Below are 17,385 nucleotides of genomic sequence, written 5' to 3' on the forward strand. Positions count from 1 at the left end.
TTGCATAACCATGCATATGGGGATGATCAAACGGCATTGGATTCAGGGATGGGGCCGCCGATATGCTCCGTGTCACCTTTACTCGGGACCCAACGATGTCTTCCGCAGCACCGACGCAAAACGTCTCCAATGCTCATACCCTGCCTTCGTACCTGAACGCCGACAACCTCGGCCCGTGGGGGATCTACCTGCAGCAAGTCGACCGTGTCACGCCCTACCTGGGCTCGCTGGCACGCTGGGTGGAAACCCTGAAGCGCCCGAAGCGCGCGCTGATCGTCGACGTACCCATCGAACTCGACAACGGCACGATCGCCCACTTCGAGGGCTATCGCGTGCAGCACAACCTGTCGCGCGGCCCGGGCAAGGGCGGCGTCCGCTTCCACCAGGACGTGACGCTGTCCGAGGTAATGGCGCTGTCGGCCTGGATGTCGGTCAAGAACGCGGCCGTGAACGTGCCGTACGGCGGCGCCAAGGGCGGTATCCGCGTTGATCCGCGCAGCCTGTCGCACGGCGAACTGGAACGCCTGACCCGCCGGTACACGAGCGAAATCAACATCATCATCGGACCGAGCAAGGACATTCCCGCCCCGGACGTGAACACCAACGCCCAGGTCATGGCCTGGATGATGGATACCTACTCGATGAACTCGGGCAGCACGGCTACCGGCGTGGTGACCGGCAAGCCGATCTCGCTGGGCGGCTCGCTGGGTCGTCACGAAGCCACGGGCCGCGGCGTGTTCGTCGTTGGTTCCGAGGCGGCCCGCAATCTGGGCATGGACATCAAGGGCGCGCGCGTGGCGGTGCAGGGCTTCGGCAACGTTGGTGCCGTGGCAGCCAAGCTGTTCCATGAGGCGGGCGCGACGGTGGTGGCGGTGCAGGACCATCGCACCACGCTGTTCGATCCGGCTGGCCTGGACGTGCCGAAGATGATGGAATACGCGTCGCACAGCGGCACGATCGAAGGCTACCGCGCCGAGGTCATCTCCACCGAGCAGTTCTGGGAAGTTGATTGCGACATCCTGATCCCGGCCGCGCTGGAAGGGCAACTGACCGCCAGCAATGCGCCGAAGATCAAGGCGAAGCTGGTGATCGAGGGCGCCAACGGTCCGACCACGCCCGAGGCCGACGATATCCTGCGCGAGCGCAATATCCTGGTTTGCCCGGACGTGATCGCCAACGCCGGCGGCGTGACCGTGTCCTACTTCGAATGGGTGCAGGATTTCTCGAGCTTCTTCTGGACCGAAGAGGAGATCAACGAGCGCCTGGTACGGATCATGCAAGAGGCCTTCCGGGCAATCTGGCAGGTTGCCCAGGACAACAAGGTCACGTTGCGGACGGCTGCGTTTATCGTTGCCTGTACGCGTATTCTGCAGGCGCGCGAAATGCGCGGCCTGTATCCCTGATGAGGCAGGGTTCCCGGTGGGCGGCCGGTGCTGCGACGCAGCAAGGTTGCCCATTGCCTGGATGACACCGAAACGCGGCGACTGGTTTGTTCCAGTCGCCGCTTTTTTATTTCCGGGGCTTGCGGGGGAACGAGGCCACGTGGGCAGTTGTGTCTCGATTTGGCGCATCGCCGCGAATCTGTGCTCTAACTTGCCCCAATTAGGGGAATACCCGTTGTGCTGGGTGGCGAGCTAAGCAATACTGTTTCGTCGGTGGGACATTTGATAAAGTCCCGCCTTTCTCTTCATGGTCAAGGAGATGTTATGAATGTAGCCAAGCTGGCTGGCCTGATGATCGCCGCAGGCGTCCTGTGCGGTAACGCGCAGGCCGCAGAGCAGCTCACGGGCACGCTGCAGAAGATCAAGGATACGGGTGTCATCACGCTGGGCGTGCGCGATTCGTCGATTCCTTTCAACTACAACCTGGGCGGCGTGCGTCAGGTGGGCTATTCCTACGATATCAATATGAAGATCGTGGAAGCCATCAAGGACCAGCTCAAGCTGCCGAACCTGCAGGTCAAGGAAATCCCGATCACGTCGCAGAACCGCATCACGCTGCTGCAGAACGGCACGATCGACATCGAGTGCGGCTCCACGACCAATAATCTGGAACGCCAGAAGCAGGTCTCCTTCACCGACACGATCTTCATCATCGGCACGCGCATCATGGTGAAGAAGGACGGCGGCATCAAGGATTGGGCCGACCTGAAGGGCAAGAACGTGGTGACCACTGCCGGCACGACGTCCGAGCGCCTGCTGCGCAAGATGAACGATGACCAGAAGCTGGGCATGAGCATCATCAGCACCAAGGATCATGGCCAGTCGTTCCTGACGCTGGAATCGGGCCGTGCCGTGGCATTCATGATGGACGACGCACTGCTCTACGGCGAGCGCGCCAAGGCCAAGAACCCGAACGACTGGATCGTGGTGGGCAAGCCGCAATCGCGCGAAGCCTATGGTTGCATGATCCGCAAGGATGATGCGCCGTTCAAGAAGGTGTCTGATCACGTGATCGCCGGCCTGATGAAGGATGGCACGATCAACACGATGTACACCAAGTGGTTCATGCAACCGGTGCCGCCGAAGGGCCTGAACCTGGACTTCCCGCTGTCCGATGACATGAAGGCGCTCTTCAAGAACCCGAACGACAAGGCACTCGACTGATCCCCACGATTGGAGCAGTGCGAAACGGAAGGAGCAGTCCTTCCGTTTCTTTTTGAGGACGCATCATGGATTACGCTTTTCATTGGGGAGTCTTCCTCGAGCAGGCGGCGGCGAACGAGACCTACCTGGACTGGATGATTTCCGGTCTCAAGGTGACGATCGCGCTTGGCCTGTCCTCGTGGATCATCGCTCTCGCCATCGGGTCGGTGCTGGGTGTGCTGCGCACCGTGCCGAACAAGTGGCTGTCGGGGATCGCCGCTACCTACGTCGAGATCTTCCGGAACATTCCGCTGCTGGTGCAGCTTTTCATCTGGTACTTCGTCGGCCCCGAACTGCTGCCCGGCGGCGAGACGATCAAGCAGATGAATCCGTTCACCCAGCAGTTCCTGGCCGCCATGCTCTGTCTGGGCACCTTCACGGCCGCCCGGGTTTGCGAACAGGTGCGCTCAGGTATCAACTCGCTGCCGCGCGGCCAGAAGAACGCCGGCCTGGCGATGGGTTTCACGCTGCCGCAGACGTATCGCTACGTGCTGCTGCCGATGGCATTCCGCGTTATCGTGCCGCCGCTGACTTCCGAGTTTCTGAACATCTTCAAGAACTCGGCCGTGGCGTCGACGATCGGTCTGCTGGAACTGGCCGCGCAGGGACGCCAGCTGGTGGACTACACCGCGCGCCCGTATGAGTCGTTCATCGCCGTCACGGTGCTGTACGCGCTCATCAACTTCACCGTGATGCTGTTAATGCGCTGGGTGGAACGTCGCACCCGCGTGCCCGGCTTCATCGGTGGCAAGTAAGGAGCTGGAACATGGCATACGAATTTGATTTCAGCTCGATCAACCCCTCCACGCTGCATGTGCTGGGCGAAGGGATGCTCGTGTCGGCCAAGATCACCGTGACCGCGGTGATCGTCGGTATCGTCTGGGGCACGATCCTGGCGATGATGCGCCTGTCGTCGAACAAGCTGCTGAACTGGTTCGCGCAGGCGTATGTGACCCTCTTCCGCTCCATCCCGCTGGTGATGGTGCTGTTGTGGTTCTTCCTGATCATTCCGCAGTTGCTGCAGAAGACGTTCAACCTGTCGGCAGCATCGGACCTGCGCATGACTTCGGCGCTGATCGCGTTCTCGCTGTTCGAGGCCGCGTATTACTCGGAAATCATCCGCGCCGGTATCCAGAGCGTGTCGCGCGGACAGATGTTCGCCGCGCAGGCGATGGGCATGACCTATGGCCAGAGCATGCGGCTGGTGATCCTGCCGCAGGCGTTCCGCAACATGGTGCCGCTGCTGCTGACGCAGGGCATCATCCTGTTCCAGGATACGTCGCTGGTCTACGTGAGCGCGCTGGCGGACTTCTTCGGTCAGGCGTACGGCATTGGCGAACGTGATGGCCGCATCGTCGAGATGCTGCTTTTCGCCGGCCTCATCTACTTCATCATTTGTTTCTCCGCTTCGCTGCTGGTCAAGCGTTACCAGAAAAAGGTGGCTGTATGATCGAAATCAATAACGTTTCCAAGTGGTACGGCGCCTTCCAGGTGCTGACCGACTGCACCACCAAGGTTGCCAAGGGTGAAGTGGTGGTGGTGTGCGGTCCGTCCGGTTCGGGCAAGTCCACGCTGATCAAGACCGTCAATGCGCTGGAGCCGTTCCAGAAGGGCGACATCCTCGTCGACGGCACGTCGGTGGGCAATCCGAAGACCAACCTGCCCAAGCTGCGTTCGCGCGTGGGCATGGTGTTCCAGAACTTCGAACTGTTCCCGCACCTGTCGATCACCGAGAACCTGACCATCGCGCAGATGAAGGTGCTGGGCCGCTCGAAGGACGAGGCGATGGCAAAGGGCCTGAAGTACCTGGAGCGCGTGGGCCTGAAGAGCCAGGCGGAAAAGTATCCGGGCCAGCTTTCCGGTGGTCAGCAGCAGCGTGTGGCGATTGCCCGCGCGCTGTCGATGGACCCGATCTGCATGTTGTTCGACGAACCGACCTCGGCGCTCGACCCGGAAATGGTCAACGAGGTGCTGGACGTGATGGTGCAGCTCGCACAGGAAGGCATGACCATGATGTGCGTGACCCACGAAATGGGTTTCGCGCGCAAGGTGGCCAACCGTGTGATCTTCATGGACGCCGGCAAGATCGTGGAAGACTGCGCGAAGGAAGAGTTCTTCGGCAACATTGACGCCCGCTCGGACCGAGCCAAGCAGTTCCTGTCGAAGATCCTGCACCACTGAGCGCAGGCAACCAGACGGACGCAGGCGCCAAGTGCCCCTTCCCGCCACGCGGGGAGGGGCATTTTCATTTGGTCAGGGTCGGACTCAGGGTCGGACTCAGGTGCAGGCCGTATTCGCCGCGTTCTTCGCCTGGACTTCCGGCGGGATGGGCACGCTCCACGTCATGGTGGGCCTACCGTCCTCGAACATGATCAAGTCTCCCGGCGCGAACTGGGTCCAGGTCTCGTTGTCCGTCAGCGGCGCGGTGGCGATCACGGCCACGCGGTCGTCGGGTGTGGTCACCTGCGCGAAGTCGATCGACAGGTCGGCATCAATCAGGTGCGCCTTCGAGAACGGCCACTGGCGCACGATGTAGTACAGGCGCGTGGAGCAGTGCGCGAACAGCGCCTGCCCGTTGCAGAGCAGGTAGTTGAACACCCCGTGCAGCGTGATGTCGCGCGTGATGTCGGCCAGCGCATGGCCGAGTTCGTTGAGCGGCGGCTGAGATCCGGGGAAGCGCTTGCGCAGGCCCTGCATCAGCGCGCAGAACGCCAGCTCGCTGTCGGTGTCTCCCACCGGCTGGTAGACGCCGGACAGGAACGGCGCAAAGCCGTGCAAGTCACCGTTGTGGGCAAAGATCCAGTGCCGTCCCCAGAGTTCTCGCATGAACGGATGGCAGTTCTCGAGCAAGACAGTGCCCTGAGTGGCCTTGCGGATATGCGAGATCACGTTCTTTGACTTGATCGGGTAGCGCTTGATCAGGTCGGCCACCGGCGAGGTACCCGCCGACTGGTTGTCGATGAACAGCCGGCAGGCCTTGTCCTCGAAGAATGCGACGCCGAATCCATCGGAATGATGGTCGGTCACACCGCCGCGGGCGGCGAAGCCAGTAAAGGAGAACGTCACGTCCGTGGGCGTGGCGCAATTCATGCCTAGAAGCTGGCACATGGCGAAGGCACCGTGCGGCAGGGGGCTGCCGCTTTGCAATAGAATGCAGGCATTATCCTGCGCGTGCCCGGCGCTGCCAAGCACGGCGGCGGTACGCGCCTCCCCCCGCAGTCACCCCCTCCTTCCCAGCCATGAGTCAATACAAGATCGCTGTCATTCCCGGAGACGGAATCGGAACGGAAGTGATGCCCGAAGGCATCCGCGTCATGGATGCCGCCGCACGCCGTTTCGGCATCGATTTTCAGTGGGACCACTTCGATTTTTCCAGTTACGCGTACTACGAGCGCCACGGCAAGATGCTGCCGGACGACTGGTTTGACACCCTGGTCAAGTACGACGCCATCTACTTTGGCGCGGTTGGCTGGCCGGCGAAGATTGCCGATCACGTGTCGCTGTGGGGCTCCCTGCTGCAGTTCCGGCGCTCGTTCGACCAGTACGTGAACCTGCGCCAGGTCCGGCTGATGCCCGGCATCAAGAGCCCGCTAGCCGACCGAAAGCCGGGCGACATTGATTTCTACGTGGTGCGCGAGAACACCGAGGGCGAGTATTCGAGTATCGGTGGGCGCATGTTCCCGGGTACCGAGCGCGAGATCGTGATGCAGGAGACGGTGATGAGCCGGCACGGCGTCGACCGCATCCTGAAATTCGCGTTCGAACTGGCGCAGAAACGTCCGAAGAAGCACCTGACGTCGGCCACCAAGTCCAACGGGATCTCGATCACGATGCCGTACTGGGACGAACGGGTGGAGGCGATGGCCGCCAACTATCCCGGCATGAAGGTCGACAAGTACCACATCGACATCCTGACCGCCCACTTCGTACAGCACCCGGACTGGTTCGACGTAGTGGTGGCCAGCAACCTGTTTGGCGACATCCTGTCCGATCTCGGCCCGGCCTGTACCGGCACGATCGGCGTGGCGCCGTCGGGCAACATCAATCCTGACAAGGTTTATCCCAGCCTGTTCGAGCCCGTGCACGGCTCGGCGCCCGACATCGCTGGCCAGGGCATCGCCAATCCGATCGGCCAGATCTGGTGCGGTGCGATGATGCTCGAACACCTGGGCCACGCCGAGGCTGGCGCGGCCGTGCTGGCGGCCATCGAGCAGGTGCTGGCCGCGGGACCGGGTCATGCGCCGCTGACGCGTGATATTGGCGGTACCGCCTCCACGGTCGATCTCGGCCAGGCCATCGCGGAGGCGCTGTGAACGCACAGGTCGATCCCCGTACATTGCTGCTGGAGAGCTTCCGCGCCGCCGTGGCCGCAGCCGATCCGCTCGAAATCGTGGCCGCGCACCTGCCGCCACCGCACGCGGGCGGCCGCACGCTGGTCGTGGGGGCAGGCAAGGCCGCGGCGTCGATGGCGCTGGCCGTCGAACGCGCGTACCAGGGCAAGGCCAGCCTGGAAGGCATCGTCGTCACGCGCTATGCGCACGGCCTGCCGACCGAACATATCCGCGTGATCGAAGCCGGCCATCCCGTGCCGGACGAGGCCGGCGAGCAGGCGGCCGCCGACATCCTTGCCCGCGTACAGGCGCTGGGCCCGGATGACCGGTTGATCGTGCTGGTCTCCGGCGGCGGGTCGAGCCTGCTGTCGTTGCCGGCCGAGGGCATTCCCATGGCCGACCTCAAGGCCACCACGCGCGAGTTGCTGCGCTGCGGGGCGCCGATCACGGACATGAATATCGTGCGCAAGCACACCTCGCGCATCCAGGGCGGCCGCCTGGCGCAGGCCAGCCGCGCGCCGGTGACCACGTTGATCGTCTCGGACGTGGCCGGGGACGACCCGAGCGCGATTGCATCGGGCCCGACCGTGCCGGACGCGAGCACGTACGCCGATGCGCTGGCGATCCTCAAGCGCTATGGCGCGGCGGTGCCGACAACCGTGCAGGCGCATCTGGAGCGCGGCGCGCGTGGCGAGATCGAGGAAACGCCGAAGCCGGGCGATCCGCTGTTCATGAACGTGGACAATCGCATGATCGCCACGGCACACGACAGCCTGGAAGCCGCGGCGGCCGAGTTCCGTCGGCAGGGCGTCAATGCGGTGGTGCTCGGCGATACCGTGACTGGCGAGGCGCAGGAGGTGGCCCGCGTCTACGCGGCGCTGGTGCGCGAGATTCGGGCGTACAATGCGCCGTTCGCCGCGTCGGTTGCGCTGATTTCTGGCGGTGAATGCACGGTCACATTGCCAAGCGGCGCGTCCGAATCGGCGCGCGGCGGGCGGTGCTCCGAATTCCTGCTGTCTCTGGCGATCGAATTGGCAGGCACGCCGAATGTCCACGCGATCGCGGCCGATACCGACGGTATCGACGGGTCCGAAGACAATGCCGGCGCGTTGCTGGCGCCCGATTCGCTGGCCCGCGCGGAAGGCAGCGGCACTTCGGCCCGGCAGAAGCTCGACGCACACGACGCGTGGGGCTTTTTCGATGCGATCGGCGACCTGGTCGTGACCGGCCCGACGCGTACCAATGTGAATGACTACCGCGCCATTCTGATTCTCTAGATTTCCCCGTCTTACTCGTTTCGCTCGTCCCCATGACCCAGAAACTCACCATCACCCGCCCGGACGACTGGCACCTGCACCTGCGCGATGGCGCGGCGCTGGCGGCCGTACTGCCCGACACGGCACGCCAGTTCGCACGTGCCATCATCATGCCGAACCTGAAGCCGCCCGTGACCACGGTGGAGCAGGCCAGTGCCTACCGCGCGCGCATCCTGGCCGCGCTGCCGGCCGGCATGGCGTTCGAGCCGCTGATGACGCTGTACCTGACCGACAACACGCCGCCGGAGGAAATCGTCGCGGCCCGTGCGAGCGGTTTCGTCCACGGCGTCAAGCTGTATCCGGCCGGCGCCACCACCAACAGCGATGCCGGCGTGACCGATATCCGCCGCTGCGCCGCCACGCTTGAGGCGATGCAGCGTGAAGGTGTGCCGCTGCTGGTCCACGGCGAGGTCACTGATGGCGACATCGACATCTTCGATCGCGAGGCCGTGTTCATCGACCGCGTGATGAAGCCGCTGCGCCGCGACTTCCCGGAGCTCAAGGTGGTGTTCGAACACATCACCACCCGCGATGCGGCCCAGTACGTGGCCGAGGCCGAAGGCCCGGTCGGCGCGACGATCACCGCGCATCACCTGCTGTACAACCGTAATGCAATCTTTACGGGCGGGATTCGTCCGCACTACTACTGCCTGCCGGTGCTCAAGCGCGAGATCCACCGCGAGGCGCTGGTCAAGGCCGCGACGTCGGGCAGCCCGCGTTTCTTCCTTGGGACCGACAGCGCACCCCACGCACGCGGCCTCAAGGAGCACGCATGCGGCTGCGCCGGCTGCTACACGGCGCTCCATGCCATGGAGCTCTATGCCGAAGCGTTCGACGCTGCCGGCGCGCTGGACAAGCTCGAGGCATTCTCCAGCTTCAACGGCCCGGCCTTCTATGGCCTGCCGCGCAACAGCGGCACGCTGACGCTGACGCGCGAAGACTGGGAATTGCCGGCCGAGCTGCCGTACGGTGATACCACGCTGGTGCCGCTGCGCGCCGGCGAAACGCTGCGCTGGAAGGCGAGCTAAGTCGGTTGCTGTCGAAGATCGACTGGACGCGGCCGTGGTTCATGCCGTTCGCCGCGTCCGCATCCCGCCTCCGTGGCAGTGACCTGCGCGAGGCTTTCGACGCGGCGGCATCGGGCAGCCTCAACGCCCAGGGGCTGCCGCTGCGCTTCGTGCCCCAGGACACCCTGCCCGAAGGTGTGGCCTACGAGTCCCACATCTTCGCCACCGGGCAGGTGCCAACGCGCGATAACCTGCACGACGCATTCAACGCGCTGATCTGGCTGCATTTCCCCGAGACCAAGCGACTGCTCAACCGGCTGCAAGCCGAGGCCATCGAGCGGGACGGCGTGCAAGCCGTGCGCGGGGGCCTGCGTGACGCGGCGACGCTGTTCGACGAGAACGCCGTGATTCTGGTCAGTGAAGATGCAACGCTTGCCGATGCGCTGCGCGGTTTTGCCTGGCGCAAACTGTTTGTCTCACGTCGTGATGCCTGGCGCGATACCTGCGCGGTAGTGCCGTTCGGCCATGCGCTGCTGGAAAAACTGGTGCAGCCCTACAAGTCCGTGACCGCCCATGCATGGTGGATTCCGGCGTCGCCGATGACGCCGATCGCCAGGCTCGACGGCTTGCTGGCGGCGTCACTGGCCGAAACTGCGGAGCAGGGGCGTCTCAAGGGTGGCCGCAGTTTCGCGCCGCTACCGGTGATGGGCATTCCAGGTTGGTGTGACGAGAGCGCTGCCCCTGGTTTCTACGACGATCTCAGCGTGTTCCGGCCCGGACGCCGCGGTGCGGCCACCAATGCCGAGGCGGGCTGACCGGCAACCGCGCATCGGTGTTAGACTGCGGGCCGCAAAGCAGGCCAGACAATCGCTGCTTGCATCGCAAGGTGCAAGGGGAGGAAAGTCCGGACTCCACAGGGCAGGGTGTTGGCTAACAGCCATCCACGGTAACGTGCGGAATAGGGCCACAGAGACGAGTCTTGCCGCCGGCTTCGGCTGGCGGGAAGGGTGAAACGCGGTAACCTCCACCTGGAGCAATCCCAAATAGGCAGACGATGAAGCGGCCCGCCGAGTCTGCGGGTAGGGAGCTGGAGCCGGCCGGTAACGGTCGGCCTAGAGGAATGGTTGTCACGTTCCGGGCGCCGCAAGGCGTGCGGGGCGCACAGAATCCGGCTTATCGGCCTGCTTTGCTTCAGATACGCGAACGCCCGGCATTGCGCCGGGCGTTTTTATTTGGCCGGGACGGATGCTTTCGCCCGGCTTGCACGAAGACGGTCAGCCTTCGACGATTTCCATCGTGTGCGTGATCTCGGCCGTCTTGGCCAGCATGATCGAGGCCGAGCAGTACTTCTCGTGCGACAGCTCGATCGCGCGTTCGACCTTGCCCGGATCCAGGTTGCGGCCGGTCACGGTGAAGTGGAAGTTGATCTTCGTGAACACCTTCGGGTCGGTCTCGGCGCGCTCGGCTTCCAGCTTGACGCTGCAACCGCGCACGTCCTGGCGGCCACGCTTGAGGATCAGCACCACGTCATATGCCGTGCAGCCGCCGGTGCCCAGCAACACCATTTCCATGGGCCGGGGCGCCAGGTTGTTGCCGCCGCCGTCAGGTGCGCCATCCATCGCCACGATGTGACCGCTGCCGGTCTGGGCTACGAAGCTCATGCCCTCCGGCCCCATCCATGTCACTTTGCATTCCATTTTTTTCGTTCCTCGGTTCTGGTTTGTGTGTTTTCGCGCATCACCGCGCGATCACGCATCTTGCATTTCGTGAGTATATGACATGCGGGAATTGGCCTCCGACCATGCCATTTCCCGCGAAATTCTGAGGGTTTCCTCTAATGCGATGCCTGCGAGACCTTGTGGATTCACACTCAACTCCTTGTTTAATAAGGAATGTGAGGCATTCGATATGATCTATCCGCAATTTCATATTGCGGTATCGCATTTCGCACTGCAAATTTTCTTGCAACGGCTGTGCCGATATGTATAATTCAATCCATCGAACGACGGCGCATGAGAGCGCGCCAGAGTGCGAAAGCGAAAGTCGGTAACGTACCCAAATCGCTCGTCGCACCGCCCGCCAGGACCGGCCCCGTCGATCGCCCGGTGTCTCCTCCACCCTCCTCCTTTGGTGGATTCGAACCCAAGTCCAACCGACTTGGGTTTTTTTTCGTCTTTTGCAAGGGCGGCCCGGCGAAATCGTGACGCAGGCTGCCCATCCAGTTCTATGGCCCTTTGCTGGCCACTGGCCATCTTGACGAAAAGCCACAACTTTGCTTGTGCGATCGACTCGACAGCCCGTATAATGGCCGACTTTTCCGGTCATTGCCCCCGGAAAGAAGTCAGGGAGAGCCTGCAGATACAAGCAGGAAGGTCAGGTCCAAAGGACCGGCCGATTGACAGGACGCTAAAACGGCGACCGTCACCTCGGGCAGTTTTCAAAATTCAGGAAAAATCATGAAGACCTTTTCCGCCAAGCCTGCAGAGGTAAAGCGCGACTGGTACGTGATTGACGCGACGGACAAAGTCCTCGGCCGTGTTGCCAGCGAAGTGGCACGCCGACTGCGCGGCAAGCACAAGCCGGAATTCACTCCTCACGTCGATACTGGTGATTTCATCATCATCGTCAATGCGGCCAAGCTGCGCGTGACGGGTACCAAGGAACAGGACAAGAAGTACTACCGTCACTCGGGTTACCCGGGCGGTATCTACGAAACCACGTTCGGCAAGATGCAGCAGCGTTTCCCGGGTCGCGCCCTGGAAAAGGCTGTTAAGGGCATGCTGCCTAAGGGTCCGCTGGGCTACGCGATGATCAAGAAGCTGAAGGTTTATGCCGAAGCCGAACATCCGCATAGCGCACAGCAGCCCAAGGTGCTGGAAATCTAAAGGGGCCAATATCCATGATCGGTAACTGGAATTACGGTACTGGCCGCCGCAAGAGCGCCGTGGCTCGTGTCTTCATCAAGTCGGGCAAGGGCGATATCATCGTCAACGGCAAGCCCATCAAAGAGTACTTCGCTCGCGAAACCTCGCTGATGATCGTGCGCCAGCCGCTGGAGCTGACCGCTCACGCCGAAACGTTCGACATCAAGGTCAATGTGACCGGTGGTGGCGAAACCGGCCAGGCCGGTGCTGTCCGTCACGGCATCACCCGCGCCCTGATCGACTACGATGCCACGCTGAAGCCGACCCTGTCGAAGGCAGGCTACGTTACGCGTGACGCCCGTGAAGTCGAGCGTAAGAAGGTCGGTCTGCACAAGGCACGTCGCCGCAAGCAGTTCTCGAAGCGCTAATGCGCATTTGCCAGGTTCCGCCAAGCGGAGCCGGCAAATCCAGAAAAACCGCACGCCCTGGCGTGCGGTTTTTTTTCGTCCAAAGCAAGCCCAGGTCAAACGTTGGCACGGCCCATGTATGCCGATTGCTACAATTTTCATCCGCGCGCTGACCAGCCAGCGATACAATCACCGGCCTGCGGAATGAGGGGGCGAACAATGGGTCGAGGGATGGCACGATGGGCGTGACGTACCGGCCGCTACGGCCGCGCCGCGGCTTGCGCTCGCATACGGCGGTGATCCGCCAGCAACGGCCTTGGCGCGTCTGGGTACTTGTGGTCGCGCTGCTTCTGGTCGGGGGTGCATTGGCGGCGGGGATGTATGAAATGGGCCGCCGCGCCGCCAAGCCGGCTGTCGAATCGGTCACGAATCGCTCCGAAGAGATCGCGCAGTTGCAGCAGCAACTGGTCGATATCACTGGAGAGCGCGATCGACTGCGGGCCACCGCGAATACCGCCGGCGCGGAGTTGCAGATGGCGCGCGCGGCGCAGGAGCGGCTGGCCCAGCAACTCAAGACAGCCGAAGCCGATGTCGGGCAGATCAAGGAGGATCTTGGATTCTTCGAATCGCTGCTCCCGGCCACCGGGGACACCTCGGGCATCCATGTGCGGAGTTTCCGGGTCGCGTTGGACGAGGCCCAGCCGCGTGCCGTGCACTACCGGCTGCTTGCGATGCAGGGTGGGTCCAAGGCCTTCGTCGAGCAGCCGGATTTCATGGGTGAGCTACAGTTCACTATCTCGGCGGTTCGCGACGGCAAGCCGTTGGCATTGACCTTGCCACAACCGGGGGATCCGCCGTTGCCAAAAGTGAGGCTTACACATTACCAGCGTATTGAAGGCGATCTGATGGTTCCGCAGGGCGCCGAAGTACGTGCCGTCATGGTCCGCATCGTCCAGAACGGCCAAGTCCGTGCAACGCAGTCGGCTACGCCCTAGTCTGCGCGAAAAGGAGAGAAAGCATGCTGTTTTCGAAGAAGAAAGGCCTGTCCATCGACACCCTGATCGGGCTGGGTGCCACGATCGAAGGCGATGTGACGTTTTCCGGGGGGCTTCGTCTCGATGGCCGGGTGCGTGGCAACGTGATCGCTGCCGAAGGCAAGTCGAGCATGCTTGTGATCAGCGAGAAAGGGATTGTCGAGGGCGAGATCCGTGTGGACCACCTGATCCTGAACGGCACCGTGACCGGTCCGGTGCATGCCGCCGAGTTGCTCGAATTGCAGCCGCACGCACGGGTGTATGGGGAGGTGCGCTATGCAGCGCTAGAAATGCACCAGGGCGCAATCGTCGAAGGTCGACTTGTGCCGCTGACGCAAACTGAGGTGAGGGCGCTGCCGAACCTCGCTCCGTCCGCGGAAGCCAAGACTGATGCGCCGGCCAATGATGGCGAGGCGACGGCGTCGGATCAGGCAGCCGATAACGACAAGGCGCCGGAAGGCACGGGCGTGCCGGCCTGAGTGGCGTAAACGGTACCCCGAGGGCCCAGAGCCCCTTGAAAACAAGGGGTTTCGGCACGATTTGCCAGTAACGCTTAGAATACGGGCGTATCTAACCAGGAGATTCCCATGAACGCAGTCGCAGAGGCACCCGCAACCGAGGACGTGCCGGCACCGTTCGTCTTTACCGACAGCGCAGCCGACAAGGTCAAGCAGTTGATCGAGGAAGAGGGCAATGCCGAACTGAAGCTGCGCGTGTTTGTGCAGGGTGGCGGCTGCTCGGGCTTCCAGTACGGCTTCACCTTCGATGAAGATGTGAACGAAGACGACACCACGATGGTCAAGAACGGCGTCACGCTGTTGATTGACTCGATGAGCTACCAGTATCTGGTGGGCGCCGAGATCGACTACAAGGAAGACATCAACGGCGCGCAGTTCGTGATCAAGAACCCGAACGCGTCGACCACCTGCGGTTGCGGTTCGTCGTTCTCGGTCTGAGCCGGGTTCGTCCCCCCAAAAAAAGCGCACCAGTCGGTGCGCTTTTTTGTTTTCGGGCCGTCGACAACCCGACCGGATCAGCGCACAGCCTATCGCGGATAGATGGCGCCAAGCACGCGCGGCCCCATCGCACCGGTGACGGTGGCCACGTTGCCTGGTGCGCGGCGCGTGCACTGCCGTGCCAGCCATGCGAACGCGATGGCTTCCACTTGCGACACTGGCACCCCGAAATCGGCCGTTGTCTGCACCAGCACACCCGGTAACTGCCTCGCCATCGTCGTCATGACGAAGTCGTTGTGCGCACCGCCTCCACATACGATCAACCGCCGCGCCTCGGGCGCATACCGTTGCACGTCCTGGGCGATCGCCGTGGCCGTCAGCGTGGCCAGTGTGGCCTGGATGTCCACCGGCTGCGGCTGGGCAGCATTGCCATATGCGTCAAGCAGCGACTGCAGCCACCCCGGATGAAACAGGTCGCGCCCGGTGCTCTTGGGTGGCAACGCGCGAAAGTAGGGTTCGGCGAGCATCTGGCCCAGCAGGTCTTCGTCGACCTTGCCACTGGCTGCCCACGCGCCACCATCGTCGTAGGGCGTGCCACGGTGGCGATGAATCCAGTCGTCGAGCAGCGCATTGCCCGGGCCGCAGTCGAACCCCGTCACCGGGCGCCCGGTGCCAGCCGCAGGCAGGATGCTGATGTTCGAGATCCCGCCGATGTTGCAGACCACACGCGTTTCGTCGACAGCGCCGAACAGCGCGGCGTGTACCGCCGGCACCAGCGGCGCGCCTTGCCCGCCGGCCGCGACATCGCGGCTGCGGAAGTCGGCCACCACGTCGATGCCCGTCAGCTCGGCCAGCAGCGCCGGGTGCTGGCTCTGCCGGGTATATCCAATGCCATCGTACTGGCCCGGCCGGTGACGGATCGTCTGGCCGTGCGCGCCGATGGCCGCCACGCTGCCGGCAGTCACATTGGCCATCCGGAGCAGCGTTGCCACGCAATCGGCGTAGACCCGGGCCAGGCCGTTCGATGCCAGTGCTTCGCGATGGATTTCGTCGTCGCCGGGCTGCTGCAGGGCGCCAAACGCGTCGCGCAGCGGTGCGGGGAACGGTGTATGGGCGGCAGCCAGCACTGCCGGCTGCGCGCCGGAGAAGTCGACGAGCACGCCGTCCGCGCCGTCCATGGAGGTGCCGGACATCAGGCCGATAAACATCTCGCTGGACTGCGGGGAGGCGGGCATGGTCAGTTGCTGGCCGTCAGGACGTTGTAGGTGCGCAGCATGTTGATCCGGCTCAGCATGGCGCTCGTGTAGTTCAGGAATTCCGAGCGCGACTTGCCGGTCAGCGTGGGCGCTTCCATCAGTGTTGTCGTCAGCGGATTCTGGGGCACGTCGTTGTAGCGGAATTCGTAATGCAGGTGCGGCCCGGTAGCCCAGCCGGTGGACCCGACGTAGCCGATCACCTCGCCCTGGCCGACGTGCTGGCCGTCACGCAGGCCGGCAAAGCCGGACAGGTGGGCGTAGTAAGTCGAATAGCCGCCGGCATGTCGCAGGATGATCAAGTTGCCGTAGCCGTTCTGCTGGCCCACGAACTCTACCGTGCCTTCGCCCGAGGCGAACACCTTGGTGCCCGTGGGGGCGGCGAAGTCGACGCCCTTGTGCTGCGCCCACTTGTGATGCAGCGGATGGTCGCGGCCGCCGAAGCCCGACGAGACGCGCGAGAACTCCACCGGCGAACGCAGGAACGGGCGCTTCATGCTGCGGCCGTCGAACGTGTAATAGGCCCCGGGTTCGCCGTCCGTGGGCGAATACCAGAGCGCCTGGTACAGCGTGTTCCGGTTGATCAGTTCGATCGCCACCACGCGGCCGTTGCGCACGAAGGCGCCGTCGCGGAAGCCGGCTTCATAGACGATGCGGAAACGGTCGCCACGGGCAATGTCATGGTGGAAGTCGATGACCCCCGAGAAGATCGAGATCATCTGGCTGACGATTTCGTCCGGCACGTTCGCCGCGTCCATCGACTTGAAGAAGCCGTTGTTCTCGATGGCGCCAGAGGCCATCTCGTAGTGCACGTCGTTGTCCACCGACGCGATACGCGCCCTGTACGTGTAGTCGCCGCCGTCCTTCTGCGGGGCCACGCGCTCGACCACGAGTTCACGGGAACTCGCGGCGTCGCCGCCCAGGTTGGCCTGCAGCGCGACCAGCAGATTGCTGTCGTCGATCTCGGCCTGCACCGTCTGGCCGGGATTCAGGCCGAACAGGCCACGGGCGGTCGGGTTCTTGAGGATGAACGATTGCGCGTCGGGATCGTCGACGCCGAGCCGGCGCAACAGCGTGGAGATGGTGTCGCCGCGCTGCATTCGTTCCTGACGCACGTAGACACTCTGCTCATCCGTCTCGGTGAGCAGTTCGAGTTGCTGGCGCACATCCGGCATCCGCAGGGCCTGCTCGACGCGCGGGGCCAGCGGATCATCGAAGGCATTGCGCGGGGCGACGCCCATGGCTGCAGCCATGCCAAGGGTGAATACCGTGCCAACGGCGACGGTCAATTGTTTGCGGCGACGCGTGTGCTGGGGATTGGTAGGGTCGACGAGTACCACCAGCTCGCGCGCGAAAACTTCGCGGAGACTAGACCACATCACGTAGAATTCAAGCTTTCCGTATTACCTAGGGCCGCTGCCGCGACGATATGTGTCGTCTGCCTTCCTCCCCCGAGGTGCGGTGCGGGCGTTGTTTGTATGCCGCCTAGAATGACGGTTGGCCGACGGTTTATCCCGTCTGGCGCAAAGCGCGGATTATACCAGAACGAATCTGATTGTCCGTCGCAAATTC

General features: G+C 63.1%; 18 protein-coding genes and 1 other RNA gene. 15 read left to right on the forward strand and 4 right to left on the reverse strand.

From position 1 onward, the window contains the following. Positions 1–95: 95 nt before the first annotated feature. The 5 genes from B2246_RS27625 (at position 96) to B2246_RS27645 (ending at position 4,826) form a co-directional block, all read left to right on the forward strand. Positions 96–1,403, forward strand: a complete 1,308-nt coding sequence (locus tag B2246_RS27625; protein ID WP_186425955.1) for a Glu/Leu/Phe/Val family dehydrogenase — start codon at positions 96–98, stop codon at positions 1,401–1,403. Between the two features lie 303 nt (positions 1,404–1,706). After that, positions 1,707–2,606 carry a glutamate/aspartate ABC transporter substrate-binding protein gene (locus B2246_RS27630; RefSeq protein WP_008645991.1) on the forward strand — a complete coding sequence of 300 codons (900 nt, stop codon included), beginning with the start codon at positions 1,707–1,709 and terminating at the stop codon, positions 2,604–2,606. A gap of 65 nt (positions 2,607–2,671) precedes the next feature. Continuing rightward, entirely contained in the window at positions 2,672–3,400 is a 729-nt protein-coding gene (locus tag B2246_RS27635) for an amino acid ABC transporter permease (RefSeq protein WP_008645993.1), read from the forward strand. An 11-nt stretch (positions 3,401–3,411) separates the two neighbouring features. Further along, complete coding sequence (gene gltK / locus B2246_RS27640; protein WP_286882484.1) at positions 3,412–4,095, forward strand: glutamate/aspartate ABC transporter permease GltK; 684 nt, start codon at positions 3,412–3,414, stop codon at positions 4,093–4,095. Beyond that, a complete protein-coding gene (locus B2246_RS27645; RefSeq protein WP_008645995.1) occupies positions 4,092–4,826 on the forward strand; it encodes an amino acid ABC transporter ATP-binding protein in 735 nt (244 codons plus the stop codon). Before gltK ends, B2246_RS27645 begins: the two co-directional genes overlap by 4 nt. A 96-nt stretch (positions 4,827–4,922) precedes the next feature. Here the strand turns inward: B2246_RS27645 and B2246_RS27650 are convergent, their stop codons facing one another. Beyond that, entirely contained in the window at positions 4,923–5,753 is an 831-nt protein-coding gene (locus B2246_RS27650) for a class II glutamine amidotransferase (protein WP_008645996.1), read from the reverse strand. Positions 5,754–5,884: 131 nt separating this feature from the next. Here B2246_RS27650 and B2246_RS27655 point away from each other — a divergent pair, with 131 nt between their 5' ends. The 5 genes from B2246_RS27655 to rnpB all read left to right on the forward strand — a co-directional run bounded on the left by B2246_RS27655 (position 5,885) and on the right by rnpB (position 10,491). Then, the gene (locus B2246_RS27655; protein WP_286882483.1) at positions 5,885–6,958 is read left to right on the forward strand and encodes a tartrate dehydrogenase; all 1,074 of its coding nucleotides are present in this window, start codon (positions 5,885–5,887) and stop codon (positions 6,956–6,958) included. Then, positions 6,955–8,253 carry a glycerate kinase type-2 family protein gene (locus B2246_RS27660; protein WP_286882482.1) on the forward strand — a complete coding sequence of 433 codons (1,299 nt, stop codon included), beginning with the start codon at positions 6,955–6,957 and terminating at the stop codon, positions 8,251–8,253. Before B2246_RS27655 ends, B2246_RS27660 begins: the two co-directional genes overlap by 4 nt. Before the next feature lie 32 nt (positions 8,254–8,285). Beyond that, positions 8,286–9,320 carry a dihydroorotase gene (gene pyrC, locus B2246_RS27665; RefSeq protein ID WP_008646000.1) on the forward strand — a complete coding sequence of 345 codons (1,035 nt, stop codon included), beginning with the start codon at positions 8,286–8,288 and terminating at the stop codon, positions 9,318–9,320. 5 nt (positions 9,321–9,325) lie between these two features. Then, the gene (locus B2246_RS27670) at positions 9,326–10,114 is read left to right on the forward strand and encodes a DUF3025 domain-containing protein (RefSeq protein ID WP_186425957.1); all 789 of its coding nucleotides are present in this window, start codon (positions 9,326–9,328) and stop codon (positions 10,112–10,114) included. 36 nt (positions 10,115–10,150) lie between these two features. Continuing rightward, an RNA gene (rnpB, locus tag B2246_RS27675) (RNase P RNA component class A) lies at positions 10,151–10,491 on the forward strand. An 82-nt stretch (positions 10,492–10,573) separates the two neighbouring features. Here the strand turns inward: rnpB and B2246_RS27680 are convergent. Further along, positions 10,574–10,996 carry an OsmC family protein gene (locus B2246_RS27680; protein ID WP_008646002.1) on the reverse strand — a complete coding sequence of 141 codons (423 nt, stop codon included), beginning with the start codon at positions 10,994–10,996 and terminating at the stop codon, positions 10,574–10,576. Between the two features lie 759 nt (positions 10,997–11,755). Between B2246_RS27680 and rplM the strand changes: the two genes are divergently transcribed. From rplM to erpA, 5 genes are all read left to right on the forward strand, one after another. After that, positions 11,756–12,184 carry a 50S ribosomal protein L13 gene (rplM, locus tag B2246_RS27685; RefSeq protein WP_008646003.1) on the forward strand — a complete coding sequence of 143 codons (429 nt, stop codon included), beginning with the start codon at positions 11,756–11,758 and terminating at the stop codon, positions 12,182–12,184. Positions 12,185–12,198: 14 nt separating this feature from the next. Next, positions 12,199–12,591 carry a 30S ribosomal protein S9 gene (rpsI, locus tag B2246_RS27690; protein ID WP_008646004.1) on the forward strand — a complete coding sequence of 131 codons (393 nt, stop codon included), beginning with the start codon at positions 12,199–12,201 and terminating at the stop codon, positions 12,589–12,591. 275 nt (positions 12,592–12,866) lie between these two features. Then, entirely contained in the window at positions 12,867–13,565 is a 699-nt protein-coding gene (locus tag B2246_RS27695; RefSeq protein WP_234819051.1) for a DUF6776 family protein, read from the forward strand. A 23-nt stretch (positions 13,566–13,588) separates the two neighbouring features. Next, the gene (locus B2246_RS27700; protein ID WP_186425959.1) at positions 13,589–14,083 is read left to right on the forward strand and encodes a bactofilin family protein; all 495 of its coding nucleotides are present in this window, start codon (positions 13,589–13,591) and stop codon (positions 14,081–14,083) included. Between the two features lie 108 nt (positions 14,084–14,191). Then, complete coding sequence (gene erpA / locus B2246_RS27705) at positions 14,192–14,560, forward strand: iron-sulfur cluster insertion protein ErpA (protein ID WP_008646009.1); 369 nt, start codon at positions 14,192–14,194, stop codon at positions 14,558–14,560. 89 nt (positions 14,561–14,649) lie between these two features. On the opposite strand, the gene B2246_RS27710 is transcribed toward erpA, so the two are convergent. Together B2246_RS27710 and B2246_RS27715 are read right to left on the reverse strand one after the other, a co-directional pair. After that, positions 14,650–15,795 carry an anhydro-N-acetylmuramic acid kinase gene (locus B2246_RS27710; RefSeq protein WP_286882481.1) on the reverse strand — a complete coding sequence of 382 codons (1,146 nt, stop codon included), beginning with the start codon at positions 15,793–15,795 and terminating at the stop codon, positions 14,650–14,652. A gap of 2 nt (positions 15,796–15,797) precedes the next feature. Further along, on the reverse strand, positions 15,798–17,192 hold the full coding sequence (locus tag B2246_RS27715) for a M23 family metallopeptidase (protein ID WP_008646013.1): 1,395 nt from the start codon (positions 17,190–17,192) through the stop codon (positions 15,798–15,800). Between the last annotated feature and the right edge of the window lie 193 nt (positions 17,193–17,385).

The organism is Cupriavidus sp. UBA2010 (assembly GCF_002335265.1).
GTDB lineage: Bacteria > Pseudomonadota > Gammaproteobacteria > Burkholderiales > Burkholderiaceae > Cupriavidus > Cupriavidus metallidurans.

Coding starts and splice junctions, on each gene's coding strand:
- B2246_RS27635 (WP_008645993.1), top strand. CDS start 2,672: ATGGATTACGCTTTTCATTGGGGAGTCTTCCTCGAGCAGGCGGCGGCG.
- B2246_RS27625 (WP_186425955.1), top strand. CDS start 96: ATGTCTTCCGCAGCACCGACGCAAAACGTCTCCAATGCTCATACCCTG.
- pyrC (WP_008646000.1), top strand. CDS start 8,286: ATGACCCAGAAACTCACCATCACCCGCCCGGACGACTGGCACCTGCAC.
- gltK (WP_286882484.1), top strand. CDS start 3,412: ATGGCATACGAATTTGATTTCAGCTCGATCAACCCCTCCACGCTGCAT.
- rpsI (WP_008646004.1), top strand. CDS start 12,199: ATGATCGGTAACTGGAATTACGGTACTGGCCGCCGCAAGAGCGCCGTG.
- B2246_RS27715 (WP_008646013.1), bottom strand. CDS start 17,192: ATGTGGTCTAGTCTCCGCGAAGTTTTCGCGCGCGAGCTGGTGGTACTC.
- B2246_RS27710 (WP_286882481.1), bottom strand. CDS start 15,795: ATGCCCGCCTCCCCGCAGTCCAGCGAGATGTTTATCGGCCTGATGTCC.
- B2246_RS27655 (WP_286882483.1), top strand. CDS start 5,885: ATGAGTCAATACAAGATCGCTGTCATTCCCGGAGACGGAATCGGAACG.
- B2246_RS27700 (WP_186425959.1), top strand. CDS start 13,589: ATGCTGTTTTCGAAGAAGAAAGGCCTGTCCATCGACACCCTGATCGGG.
- B2246_RS27645 (WP_008645995.1), top strand. CDS start 4,092: ATGATCGAAATCAATAACGTTTCCAAGTGGTACGGCGCCTTCCAGGTG.
- B2246_RS27650 (WP_008645996.1), bottom strand. CDS start 5,753: ATGTGCCAGCTTCTAGGCATGAATTGCGCCACGCCCACGGACGTGACG.
- B2246_RS27630 (WP_008645991.1), top strand. CDS start 1,707: ATGAATGTAGCCAAGCTGGCTGGCCTGATGATCGCCGCAGGCGTCCTG.
- rplM (WP_008646003.1), top strand. CDS start 11,756: ATGAAGACCTTTTCCGCCAAGCCTGCAGAGGTAAAGCGCGACTGGTAC.
- erpA (WP_008646009.1), top strand. CDS start 14,192: ATGAACGCAGTCGCAGAGGCACCCGCAACCGAGGACGTGCCGGCACCG.
- B2246_RS27680 (WP_008646002.1), bottom strand. CDS start 10,996: ATGGAATGCAAAGTGACATGGATGGGGCCGGAGGGCATGAGCTTCGTA.